At 37.3% G+C, this 13542-nt stretch carries 10 protein-coding genes, 1 tRNA gene and 1 other annotated feature; all 11 genes read right to left on the reverse strand.

The annotated features are described in order from the left end of the window. Positions 1–8: 8 nt before the first annotated feature. A complete protein-coding gene (gene nhaC / locus AB3I34_RS06665) occupies positions 9–1415 on the reverse strand; it encodes a Na+/H+ antiporter NhaC (protein ID WP_002363118.1) in 1407 nt (468 codons plus the stop codon). A gap of 124 nt (positions 1416–1539) precedes the next feature. Continuing rightward, positions 1540–2958, reverse strand: a complete 1419-nt coding sequence (gene tyrP, locus AB3I34_RS06670) for a tyrosine-tyramine antiporter (protein ID WP_002355453.1) — start codon at positions 2956–2958, stop codon at positions 1540–1542. A gap of 202 nt (positions 2959–3160) precedes the next feature. Further along, positions 3161–5023 (reverse strand): tyrosine decarboxylase, encoded by a 1863-nt coding sequence (tdc, locus tag AB3I34_RS06675; protein WP_002355450.1) that lies wholly within the window; start codon positions 5021–5023, stop codon positions 3161–3163. Positions 5024–5321: 298 nt separating this feature from the next. Further along, on the reverse strand, positions 5322–6578 hold the full coding sequence (gene tyrS, locus AB3I34_RS06680; protein ID WP_002355444.1) for a tyrosine--tRNA ligase: 1257 nt from the start codon (positions 6576–6578) through the stop codon (positions 5322–5324). A 191-nt stretch (positions 6579–6769) separates the two neighbouring features. Next, positions 6770–6984 (reverse strand) — a binding site (T-box leader). Positions 6985–7275: 291 nt separating this feature from the next. Next, entirely contained in the window at positions 7276–8721 is a 1446-nt protein-coding gene (cls, locus tag AB3I34_RS06685) for a cardiolipin synthase (protein ID WP_002361214.1), read from the reverse strand. Between the two features lie 166 nt (positions 8722–8887). Beyond that, on the reverse strand, positions 8888–9370 hold the full coding sequence (locus tag AB3I34_RS06690) for a VOC family protein (protein ID WP_002355441.1): 483 nt from the start codon (positions 9368–9370) through the stop codon (positions 8888–8890). A gap of 22 nt (positions 9371–9392) precedes the next feature. Further along, a complete protein-coding gene (locus AB3I34_RS06695; RefSeq protein WP_002384874.1) occupies positions 9393–10268 on the reverse strand; it encodes an aldo/keto reductase in 876 nt (291 codons plus the stop codon). A gap of 278 nt (positions 10269–10546) precedes the next feature. After that, positions 10547–10620, reverse strand: a tRNA-Lys gene (locus tag AB3I34_RS06700). An 81-nt stretch (positions 10621–10701) separates the two neighbouring features. Beyond that, the gene (locus AB3I34_RS06705) at positions 10702–10839 is read right to left on the reverse strand and encodes a hypothetical protein (protein WP_002355364.1); all 138 of its coding nucleotides are present in this window, start codon (positions 10837–10839) and stop codon (positions 10702–10704) included. A gap of 6 nt (positions 10840–10845) precedes the next feature. Further along, a complete protein-coding gene (feoB, locus tag AB3I34_RS06710) occupies positions 10846–12996 on the reverse strand; it encodes a ferrous iron transport protein B (RefSeq protein ID WP_010711987.1) in 2151 nt (716 codons plus the stop codon). Beyond that, positions 12993–13466: a FeoA family protein gene (locus AB3I34_RS06715; RefSeq protein ID WP_002355361.1), complete on the reverse strand. Its 474-nt coding sequence runs from the start codon at positions 13464–13466 to the stop codon at positions 12993–12995. The genes feoB and AB3I34_RS06715 overlap by 4 nt, the downstream gene beginning before the upstream one ends. Positions 13467–13542 lie beyond the last annotated feature (76 nt).

Here is a 13542-nt window from a genome sequence, read left to right on the forward strand (position 1 = left end):
GAAAAAACTCACAATTCAACGTTAGTCCCTGGTGCTTTTTTGTTTTCCCCTTGTTGTTTTTTTAAGAATATCCCCAAAATGACGGTGATAATGGGACAAAGCAATGGGAAAAAGGCATATGGTAAGTATTCTAGTGCACCAACTTTTAACGTTCCCATAATGAAGGTACCACTAACTCCCCAAGGAATTAACGAGTTGACTGCCGCCCCAGCATCTGCCAAAGTACGAGTTAAATATTTTTTATCAATACCTAAACGAGTAAATGAGGATTTAAATGTTTCCCCTGGTAAAATAATTGACAAATATTGTTCGCCAACTAGTAAGTTAATTCCCACAGAACTTAAGGCAGTTAAAGCGATTAATTTGGCTGGATTATTCACATAGCCTTTAATTTTATCAATTAAAGTAGCCACGATGTTAAACTTAATCAACAAACCGCCCAAACCTAATGCCAAAATAATCAACGCAGCAGAACCTAACATGCTTTCAATCCCACCACGAGATAAAAGTGTATCAATACTTTGATCCCCTGTATCTGCCACATAACCACTCATTAAGATGGTAGAAACTTTCGCTAAACTTAGGTGATGATCATTTATAAAAGCTAAGATGACCGCCACTGTAGAGCCGACTAGTAACGTTGGAATAGCCGGTACCTTTTTCCAAGCGAATAAGAATAAAACCGCTACTGGCAACAATGTTATCGGTGAAATCCAGAATCCTTGATGTAACGTTTGGACCATTGCATCAACCGATTGTAAATCCGCCGAACCAGATTGATGCCCCAAGAAGATATAGCCGACAATCGAAATAATAAACGCCGGAATAACAGTGTACATCATGTTTAGTATATGTTCAAAAAGGTTCACGCCACCAATTCCAGCAGCTAAGTTTGTTGTATCAGATAACGGTGAAATGTTGTTCCCCAAAAAGGCACCTGAAACAACTGCGCCAGCTGTCATCGCATTGTCAAATCCAAGAATATGTCCAATACCTAGAAAGGCAATCCCCATAGTTGAAACAGTCGTAAAGGAGCTCCCTACCGTCACACCAACTAGTGCACAGACCACAAAAACGGTTGGTAAGAAGAACTTCACTGAGATAATTTTAAAACCATAGACCATAATTGTTGGAATCGTCCCAGACAAGATCCAAGTAGCAACTAAGACACCTATCAACAAGAAAATAATAATCGGAATGATCCCTGGTTTAATCCCTTCCACAATGCCTTCGTGGATCTCATCCCAAGAAAATCCTTTCCATTTGCCATAAAGCAACAACAACATGAATACAAAAAGAATCGGTATGTGAGGGGTTAATTTTTGACCAATAATTAAGTACCCGAGAATCGCTAACAAGGCAATCAAAATGCCTAAACTTTCAGCGAACGAAACAGTGGGTTTCGTTGATTTCATATGAAAACCTCCTTTTATGGAAAGCGAAAACTGAAGCAATAATCGAACTTGCTTCAGTTTCCAAACGACAATTTACTATAGTCATCAGGTGAAGAGGCACTCAGCAAAATAATTGCTAGCCTTTTTATTCACCTAAATCTTCTTTTACTTCCGTTGCCCAACTTGCTTTTTTAAAGCGATTAATGATTAACGGAATCACAAACATAACAATAGTGATTAATGCAACTAAGACTGCATCAGTCACGGTTGTTGTACCTAATGTGGCGAAAATAACAATGATAACACTAAAAATTAACATTGCTGCCACTAAATAAGCTAAGCCATTACCTTTTTTACCAATTCGGTAAGGACGTAGTGTATCTGGTTGAGATTTACGTAATTTAATTAGGGAAATCGCAATCAATACATACACAATACTATAAATAATTGTTGTTGCATTTGTTAAAGTTAAGAATACAGCGTTGACATCATCCATTACCCCATAAAGTAATGCGAATAATGAGATAACCACAGATTGTGTTAACACAACGTTACGAGAAACGCCATATTTATTTTCGCGATGGAAACCAAATTTTGGTGGCAATAAGCCATCACGAGCAACTTGAATAATTGTTTTTGATGGTCCAGTAACCCAAGCAGATAATTGTAATAACACGCCTAAGAAGACCATGAAACTAAAGATATTACCAATAATTGTTGGTAAACCTAAAACGTCACAATAAAGCAAAATTGGTTGTGTAATGTTAGACAATTCCATTTTGCCATTTGGAACAATATTAGCAACAAACATTGCATTAATAACGTTTAATAAAACTAAACCAATTAATGAAATGAAAACGCCTTTTGTATAATTTTTTGTTGCATCTTTCAAACGAGGAATATAAACAGAAGACATTTCAATCCCAACAAAGATAAACGCAATCCCTGCTAGATATTTAAATGTGTCCATATTTTCTAAGTTTGGTAAAACTTTTGACCAAGAGAAGGCACCTAAATAGCCGCCAGGTGTTAGGCCTACTTTAATCATTGAAAGAAGACCTAAAACAAACATAACTAATACTGGGATGTAAACACCTAGCCAAACACCAATATTTCCGCCAACTTTCGCCATGTCAAATTTCAAGTTCAAGATTGTAATAATCCAGTAAATCACTAAGATACAACCTAATACGAACCAATGATTTTCACCTAAGTGAACATTACCAAATGTATTACCTAGCAAAGGGCCTAATGTAGAAGCAACCATTACCATTCCTGGGAACATTTGCACCCATAGTAACCAAGCGACAACAAAACCCCATTTGCTACCTAAGGCAGTTTTAACCCAAAGTTGAGGGCCACCTTCTTGAGGAAGCATCGTAGATAATTCACCAGATATCAATGCGATTGGACCAGCAAAGAATAAGACCGCGAAAATTGTGTAAGAAATTAATGTCCAACCAACAGCAGCAAGTGTTGGGATACTACGTACAGTTGCACACAATGCCATTGTTAAACCGATAAAAGTACCTAATTCAATTTTTTTAACTTGTTGTTTATCCAATTTTGTACACTCCTTATAAGATTTTGGATAAGGAGCATGAATGACTGTTATACGCTGAGTAAAACAGTCATTCGACTGCCTCTTACCCAGACAAAGAATTGGTTAAGAGGTTAGCCGTCTGGTTGATTTATCTCTTGAATAAATCAACCAGACCAACGTTCCCTCGTTCGGTTACCATTTCTTTTTTCCGTTTAAGATTCAATTATTTTACGTCGTAAATTTGTTCTAATTTTTCTTGTAAAGCAGCTTGAATCTTAGGAGCGTAAACATCAAATTCTTCTTTATCGTTCATGTATGGAGTCATTACAGCAGCACGTAACACAGTTACTTTACCTGCACGGTTCCATTCTTCGTCACTAAATCCTAAGCTGTTTACAAATTTTAATGGGCTGTTGCCATAATCTGGAATAGCAAAGTCAGTATGTGAAGTAATGAATTCGTTGTTGTAAATATTTCCTTTAACGTATGATGCATAGTCATATACATCATGGTTTAATTTGTTCATTGCTACTAAATCATCGTTGCCTTTTTCTTTAAACACATAGTCAACCATGTTGAAGTCTGGATGAGTTAATGTGTGGACTTCGATTTCTTTGTCGCCAACTTTGAATGTTAAATCATTCAAGAAGTTATAGAAATGATGTGATCCTTCAATTGAAGCACCAATTAATTTACCATAACCTGCAACGTTTAAAGGTAAAACGTGATGTGCAGCCCATACAGAAGCAGCTGTTGCACCAGCTTTTGAACCTTCAAGGATATAAGCACCTAGTAACGCAGGAATATCGGCACCTTTTTCAAATACGTAAGTTGCGAAGTAAGAAATAACGTCGCGCATACGGATATCTTGGATAACGATACCACCAGCTGAATAAGGGATATAACCCATTTTATGAGGGTCAATTGTTACTGATTCTGCTAATTCGATTGCTTTATATGCATCATACACTTCTCTTGAAATGTGTTCTTTTTTCTCTTTGAAGACACCGTATTCTTCGTGAACATCTTGTAAATCTTCGTAAGGGATGAAGTTGTTGTCTTCGTCTAAGAAGATGGCACGTCCATAACCACCATAAGCAGCATCAACGTGTACATAATAGTAAATACCGTCTTTCATTAATTCATCGCGTAAAGCAATAATTTTATCGATTGAGTCAACGGCACCTTCTTCAGTAGAACCAACTACACCGACAACACCTAGCACTGGAATTTGTTCTTCTGCTAAGCCACGAACGATTTTTTCTAATTCGTTGATATCCATACGGTAGTTATGGTCAACTGGTACTGGGATAACTTGATCTAAACCGATACCGATAATATCAGCAGCTTTTAACCAAGAATAGTGTTTAGTTTGTGGGACTAACCATTTACCGATTGCTTGTAAATGTTTACCTGAACGAGCTGAATGAGCTTTGATTTCATCAATTTCATCTTCAGCTGATTCTAATAAGTCCATAATTTCTTTTGTTGGCATGTTCAATAGTTCCCAATCTGATTTGCCAGCAACTAATTCTGGTTTTACTTCTTTCATAGCAAATGGTAATGATTTAATGTTACGGGCATACCATAAGCCTTCTAAGTTAGCTAAAGAACCATCAGCAACGATGTGTCCCCAACCATTTTTGTAGCTCATTAAGTGAGCAAATTCATGTCCTACTTCTTCTTCCATTTGAGAAGTTGCTGGAGAAGATTCATAGGCAACGTTGTTCCCGTTCCATAGCATTGCAAAGTTGTAAGCTAATAGAGAAGGCATTAATGTTTCTGAGTTCATATGTCCCCAATATCTACCTGCTGTATGCCATGGAACTGAATGTGTACGCATGCGAGAAGAGATTTCATTCAATACATCTTTCATATGGTTGACAGTTTTTTCGTAGCTTTCAGATGTGCGTTCTTGAGAAGAGATAACTGGCATGTCTTGTGGCATGTAGTTTTGACGCCATCCTAAATGTTCATCTACTAAGTCGATCAACAAGTCTTTATATAATTGTCCGTTTTCGGCTTTGTCCCCAATGAATAGTGCATTAAGGTTCATTTCGCCTTTTGCTAATTTTTCGTTTTTCATACGAAAATTCCTCCTTACAAATTTTAATGAATTAGATTTTGCATTCACAACTTACACCCAAACGGCTAAAGTGTAAAGAAGAAAAATAACAATGGTTATCATAGCTCTTTAATTTTATAATTTTTTCACAAGGTGTCTTGTCAGAACCATTATATAAAAAAATAAGAGTGGGATTGTGTGTACAATCCCACTCTTATTAGGTGTATTAACGGTTTCACCACTACCTGTAAGGAGAAATAGAATTTTAACTTTGATCAAATAATCACACGTCTTCTCTTCGTGAAATTATTATCAATTTCTAATCCATTACTTTTGCTAAAAAGTAATTTTTCTTCCCTTTCCGTACAACAACGAATTTTCCATCGAAATGTTGTGTTGGATCGACTGCAAAATCTAAATCGGTAACTCGGTCACCGTTAATACTTATAGCTCCTCCGCTCACATCTTCGCGAGCTTGACGTTTTGATGGTTCGATTTCTGTGTCAACTAACCAATCTACGATGTTTTTAGCATCTTTGGTAATTTCAACAGTTGGCACATGTTCTAACCCTTGCTCGATTTCCTCAATCGTTAAGTCTTTAATATTGCCTGAGAAAAGAGCTTCTGAAATTTTTTGCGCTTCTTCTAATGCTGCATCATCGTGAACAAATCGTGTCACTTCTTCAGCTAAGCGTCTTTGTGCTTCACGTTTACCTGGTTCTTTTTCAACTTTTTCAGCTAACGCATCGATTTCTTCTTTATCTAAGAAAGTAAAGAATTTCAAGTATTTGATGACATCACGATCATCTTGGTTTAACCAGAATTGGTAGAATTCAAATGGTGAGGTTTTCTTAGGATCTAACCAGATAGCGCCACCCGCTGTTTTCCCAAATTTTGTACCATCTGCTTTTAGCATTAAAGGAATAGTTAACCCGAATACTTTGGCTTCTGGTCCTTCTTTTTTACGAATCAAATCTAATCCTGCAGTGATATTGCCCCATTGATCAGCGCCACCAATTTGCAATTGAATATTATGTTTTTTATGCAATGTGTAAAAGTCAATTGATTGAAGAATTTGGTATGTGAATTCTGTAAAGGAAATGCCACTTTCTAAACGACTAGCGACAATGTCTTTTGCCAACATCGTGTTGACATTAAAGTTTTTCCCGTAATCTCTTAAAAAATCTAATAAAGATAGTTCTGATAACCAATCGTAGTTGTTCACCATTGTTACCTCAGCATCTTTACCAAATAATTTTTTCATTTGGTTTGAAAGACTGTCCACATTATGTTGCACAGCTTCCATCGTTTGTAAAACACGTTCAGTTGTTCGTCCACTTGGGTCACCAATTGTTCCAGTTCCGCCACCAATTAAAATGTATGGGTGATGACCTGCTAATTGGAATCGTTTCATCATCATAAAAGGAATTAAATGTCCAATATGCATGCTATCTCCAGTTGGATCGACACCGCAATATAGCGAAATGCTCGTATTTTCTGTAAGTTCTCTTAGTCCTTCTTCGTTTGTTTGTTGATTGATTGCATCACGCCATGCTAGCTCGTCAATGATATTCATGTTATCACCCTCCATATTTATAATTATCTCTTTATAGGAAATCGTTCATTTAACGAAATAAACGATTAACACACTTGTTTTTACACGATATCCCGTGTTTATTTCTATGTATACACGGGTTCACGAAATTTTCTTTGGTCTGCCACGTATTCAAAAAAAGAATACAAAAAATCCCTAAGCCGTCGAAACGACTTAGGGACGAATTTCTCGTGGTACCACCCAAATTTATACATAGTTTAGTTTATTTAAAATACTATATACCTCTTAACAAATAACGCTGTTACCCGTGCCCTGTAGGCAGAAGCTCAAGAATGTAATTCGATAAATAACGTGTACTAGTTTCCAGCGCCACTAGCTTTCTGTAACAGTGGTTATTTCTCTACTGCTTTTCTGTCATTGCTTTGTATTTAACTTGTACATGTAGCATATTCCTTTTCGTTTTTTTTGTCAACACTCTTTGCTTAATTTTTTTTACTTTTACAAAAGATGCCCCTTTTTCACAAAAATAAAATAACGAATCCACAATAATATTTATTTGTTTTAACAACAACTACAGATAAAAAAATAACGAAAAAATTTAAAAAATATTCTTTAAAAATTTTTTGACTTTTTTTGTGATTTTCTATACTTTTATAAAATTCCCGAAGAAAAATGACGAACTTCGGATCAGAAGTTCGTCATTTTGTGAAAAACAGTTTTAAAGAATTGGTGAAAATAATCGTGAAATTTGTTGTTTAAAAATCAACCATTTTGACATGTCACGAACAACTTCTGGAGTCATTGTTGTACATTTTTTTCGATCTTCTAAGAAAATTGCTTCTAATTGATCAATGATTTTTTTATCATATAACACAGCATTTGCTTCAAAGTTTAATTTGTAACTTCGGATATCTTGATTGGCTGAACCAACTGTGCAGACTTCATCATCCATAATCATTGTTTTCGCATGTAAGAAACCACCGTTATAAATTAAAATTTCAATATTTTCTTTCATCAATAAGCGGCCGTAATACTGTGTTGCTCGATAAATAAACGGATGGTCGGGCTTATCTGGAATCATAATTTTAACATCTACTCCTGAAGCCGCAGCAACCTTTAAAGCAGCCAAGACACTGTCATCAGGAACTAAATACGGCGTTTGAATCCAGACTCTTTTCTTGGCAGAAGTAATCAATTTAATAAAGGCCAATTTAATTTGTTCACGGTCACTGTTAGGACCACTGGCAATCATCTGAATGGATGTATTTGCCTCTGGCACCAATGCTTCAAGTTTAAAGAAATAATCCAATTGATACGCCACACGATTTTTCTCGGGGGAAGAGACGTTCCAATCCATTAAAAAACGCATTTGCAGTAATGAGGCTGCTGGCCCTTGAATCCGTAAATGTGTATCCCGCCAATAGCCAAACTTTTTAGTCGTTCCGGCATATTGATCGGCAACATTAAAGCCGCCAATGTAGCCTACTTTTCCGTCAATAACAACAATTTTCCGGTGATCATGATAATTCAAACGAAACTTCAAAAGTGCTTTTTGAGAAGTAATAAACGTTTGGACAAAACCGCCGTTTTTTTTCAATTCATTCAAATGATGAACCTTGGTACCCTTTGAGCCAAAGGCATCGTAAAGCAACCGCACTTCAACCCCTTCAGCCGCCTTTTCTTCTAATAAGTTCAAAATTTTGGTACCGATATGATCCGTTACAAAGGCATAATATTCAATATGAATGGAGTGCTGAGCTTTTTTTATGTCTGCCATCAACGCATTGAATTTTTCCGTACCATCCGTAAAAATTTCAACATCATTTTTCTTAGTCAGAGGCATCCTATTTAACGAGGAAAAAAAGTCTGTAAACTGTTGTTGCTCCTCCGTCGGCATCTTTTGACTATAAAGTTCAAAACTTTCTTCTTGGAAATTCTGAAAATTCTCTAATTCCCGCAAATCACTTTGTTGCAAATAAAATTTCTTTTTGTCGGTTAAACCGCGCCCAAAGAATAAATATAAGAAAAAACCAAAAACGGGTAGAGCAATCAGTACGAGTAGCCATGCCCAAATTGCTGCTACATCTCGAGGTTTTAACAAAATGGTAATTCCCGCAATAATTGCATTAATAAAATAAATAACTGTTAAGACGCTAAGAATCAATTGTCTTCCTCCTTTATTTGTTACGTTTTAGTATACCATCAATTACGGATTTGGAATATCTTTTCTTTAGCGACTTCTGTCTCAAAAAATAAAAAGAACCCCTCATTCTAGTACCAGTAACTAGAATGAGGGGTTCTTTTTGATGTTTGTTTGAAAGTCTTTTAACTTAATTTCGTGTAAATGGACCTTTAGGAGCAATCAATTCTAAATTTGTACCATCTGGATCGGTAAAGTAAGCGACACCTGTACCAAAACCGCTCTTCAAGCCATCTTCTTCTTGGAATGTAATCGGCTCTCCATCAGGTTCTACGCCAATCGCTCTTAAACGTGCAACAGCTGCATCAATATCTTCCACTTCGAAACACATATGCATTGCACTAATTTGTTCGTTGGAATAAGAAGCTTTTTCTGATTTTGGTTTAACATATTCTAATAAATCAATATTGATGTTTTCTAGATGCACATTGGCATACTTGATTAATGTATCATCTAACCCTTGTGTTTGGGCCATCCGTTTTCCACCAATTTCATCACGATTTGCGATTTTTGTTCCTGTTAATGCTTCATAAAACTTTACTGATTCATCCAAATTACTGACTGTAATCCCCACGTGGTTGACTACTGAAAAACCTTTAACTGCTTCACTCATTGTATCTCCTCCTAGTTAATTTTTAGAAATCAAACGTGTCTGGATCTGGTCCCACACGTAACGATTCATTCAATTGGTTAATTTGTGCCATTTCTTCTGCACTTAGTTCAAAATCAAAGACCGCTGCATTGCTAATCATCCGTTCTTTGTGGACAGATTTCACGGCTAATAAGATATCTTGTTGAATATCCCAACGTAAAATCACTTGCGCTGCTGATTTATTATGGTTCTCAGCAATCGCCAAAATGGTTTCATTCGATAATAATTGGCCTTGCATCAATGGTGACCAAGCTTGGACTTTGATATCATGTTTTTCACAGAAATCACGCACTTCTTTTTGATCCAATTTTGGATGTAGTTCCACTTGGTTAATTACCGGAACAACTTTTGCATAAGAAAGTAAATCTTCTAAATGATGAACTTGGAAGTTGCTGACACCAATTGCTTTCACTTTTCCTTCAGCATATAAAGTTTCTAAAGCTTGCCATGATTCTTTGTAAGAATTATTTCCTGGCCAATGAATTAAATACAAATCTAAATAATCTAAACCTAAACGTTCCAAACTATCATTGAAAGCTTGAATTGTTTCATCATAGGAAATATGCGCGTTCCAAACTTTCGAGGTAACAAATAAGTCCTCACGGTTCAAACCAGTTGCCGCTAAGCCTGCTTTAATTCCCGCTCCTGTGCCAGATTCATTGCCATAGATTTGCGCTGTATCGATTAAACGATAACCATTGATAATCCCTTCTTCGACCACTTTTGCTGTCTCTTCATCTGGTATTTGGAATACCCCGAGACCCATTCCTGGAATTTTAGTGCCGTTGTTTAATGTTACTGTATCTGCTAGTGATGTAATCATTTGATTCGCTCCTTTAACGTTTTCTGATATCATCATATACCGCGCCGTACATGCTGTATAGTACGTACTTTTTCGTTTCATAGGAACCAAAAAGTGCGCTTTTTGGTAAATTCGCTTTTTTAGCCTGAAATTTTTTTAAAATTTTTTATATAACGTACTTTCTCGCTCTTCTAAGCGTAGCATTCTTTAAATGATTTAACTAGTATATCTCTCACGACACTCGACATTTTATGTAAAAAAAGAGAACGCGTACTCCGTCTTCGAAACGTCCTAAGACGCCGACAGAATACCGTTCTCGTGGGTTTGGCACCCAATGGGGGCATAGGGATTCGAACCCTAGACCCTCTGATTAAGAGTCAGATGCTCTAACCAACTGAGCTATGCCCCCGTTGTATAAAATGGCTTTTCAGCTACCTCAATATTGTAGCACTCCGCTATTATTTATACAAGAGGGAATTTTTTTCAGTTGTTATTCTTGTGAAGATTGTTCTTTTTTTACAGGACAAGCTGTTTGACAATCTTCACAACTTTCCCCTTTTTTGATTCGTCGATAGGTGATGATTCCTGCTGTTCCAAAAATTAAAATGGATAAAATAATTGTTGCCATCCGTTATTACCCTCTTTCTAAAGAAGTGATTGCTTGGATACTTTCTTTGCCTGGCTTTGGTTTTCTTATAAGGAAATAAAATCCAGCTAAAACAACGCCCATCGCTAAAAAAGTCCCCAGAGTTAGTGTGCCTTTTTCGACTAACACATGGCCCAATTGATAAATCACAAAACTGACCATATAAGCCAAACCGCATTGATAACCAATGGCTCCTAATGTCCATTTGAGGTCTCCCATTTCACGACGAATTGCGCCAATTGCAGCAAAACAAGGTGCACATAATAAGTTAAAAGTTAAGAACGAATAGGCCGCGACTGGCGTAAAGGTGTGTTGCAGTGCGCCCCAGACTTCTACCCCATTTTCAGAAACATCTTTCACATTGCCAAATAAAATGCCTAAGGTACCAATAATATTTTCTTTCGCTATCAATCCTGTAATTGTGGCAACTGCCCCTTGCCAATTACCCCAGCCTAATGGGATAAATAGCACCGCCAACCCTTTACCTAGAAATGCTAGAATACTTTGACTTTCTGGAACGGGTTGAAACGTCACAGAATAATGTGACATGAACCAAATGAGAATACTGGAAACAAAAATAATCGTACCTGCTTTTTTTACAAATGAGCGACATCGTTCATAGGCATGCCGAACCACACTTCTAAGCTGTGGCAAATGATAGGCGGGAAGTTCCATAATGAATGGTGCTGGATCTCCCGAAAAATGCTTGGTCTTTTTTAAAGCAATCCCTGACAACACAATGGAAGCAACCCCTAAGAAATAAGCAGAGGGCGAGACCCAACTTTGGTTAGGAAAAAATGCACCTGCAATCAGAGCGATAATTGGCAACTTCGCCGAACATGGCATAAAAGTCGTGACCATAATAGTCATTCGCCGATCGCGTTCGTTTTCAATCGTTCGACTAGCCATCACGCCTGGGACCCCACAACCTGTCGCAATTAACATCGGAATAAACGACTTACCAGATAGGCCAAATTTCCGAAACAAACGATCCATGACAAAGGCAATCCGGGCCATATAGCCACAATCTTCTAAAAAACCTAAACATAAAAACAGGACGGCCAGTTGTGGTAAAAATCCTAACACAGCCCCAACACCTGCAATGATCCCATCTAAAATTAAACTTTGCATCCATGGCGCTACTTGCCATTGCGCCAACCAATTTCCCACAAATTGAGGAACCCATTCCCCGAAAAAGACATCGTTTAACCAGTCTGTCCCCATTGTACCAACCGTTTGAATAGACAAGTAATAGACCAACCACATCACAAACGCAAAGATTGGCAACGCCAACCACCGATTGGTTACCACTCGGTCAATCTTATCACTGTGAGTAAATGTCATTTCTGTTTTTTTCGTCGCACACAAAGCAATTAATCGAGCAATAAAGGCATAGCGTTCATTAATGATAATCGCTTCACTTTCATCTTGAAAGATTTTTTCGGTAATTTGTATGACTTCTTCAATTTCTTTTTCTTGAAAAGAACTCAATAATAATTGCTCTTTGGTTCGAACATCTCGTTCAAAAAGTTTTAAACTATACCAACGCTGTTGCGTTTCAGGAACAGTATTTCCTAAAATATCAACAATTTCAGCAAGTGCTGCTTCTAAGCGATTATCATAAGAAGGATAAATAACCTCTGTCTCTATGGCATTCGCTCGCTGCTTACTTTGTTTTAAAGCATGATCCAACCCACGATTCTTCAAAGCACTAATCTCAACGACAGGCACGCCTAAGCCATAACTTAACTTTTCACTATTCAACGTTTGGCCGTTTTTTTCCAACAAATCCATCATATTTAACGCACAAACAACCGGTAATCCGGTTTCAATTAATTGTGTTGTTAAATAAAGATTCCGTTCCAAATTGGTCACATCGAGAATATTCAAAATCACTGAAGGTTGGTCCTCCAAAAGATAATCTCGTGCCACAATTTCTTCAGGCGTATAAGGAGAAAGAGAGTAAATCCCCGGCAAATCTTGAATAATGAGTGTCTTATCTTTCTTTGCCACCCCCTCTTTGCGTTCCACAGTCACCCCTGGCCAGTTTCCAACATATTGGTTGGCTCCTGTTAACATATTGAACGTTGTCGTTTTACCGCTATTAGGGTTGCCGGCTAGTGCGATTTGCTGAGTCATTCGCTTTCCTCCTTTTCAACCAAGATTAGTTCCGCTTCACTTTTTCGTAACGTTAGTTCGTAACCACGTACATTGATTTCAATTGGATCGGCTAAAGGAGCTACTTTGCGAATAAAAATTACTGTTCCTTTTGTTAAACCCATGTCCATCAACCGACGTTTCACCGCTCCTTGTCCGTGGATCCCTACTATTGTAGCGCGTTCTCCAACTTTCAAGGTATCTAAGGAGACCCAAACTTTCTCATTCGCCGAGCGCTCCTCCACATGAATCGCTTGTAAAATCGTATCTGTCAGCGCAATTCGACTATTATGTAATAAAACAATACCATTTTGATTCTGATAATTGACAAGGACAACTGCTTGGCCTGCAACGACACCTAAATTGTTCAGATGTTTCTTTGTCTGAACATCTGCTTGGACGCTTTCGACTGTATAGACTTTCCCAACTTCTGCCTGCGCTAACGTAATCATTTACTTTCCTCCATGTGAAAAAGTTTCAAACGAAAATGAGAATCGTTCTCAATTAAAAGAATACGCTTGCTTACAC

It is taken from the genome of Enterococcus sp. C102(2024) (genome assembly GCF_040888205.1).
GTDB classification, from domain to species: domain Bacteria; phylum Bacillota; class Bacilli; order Lactobacillales; family Enterococcaceae; genus Enterococcus; species Enterococcus faecalis.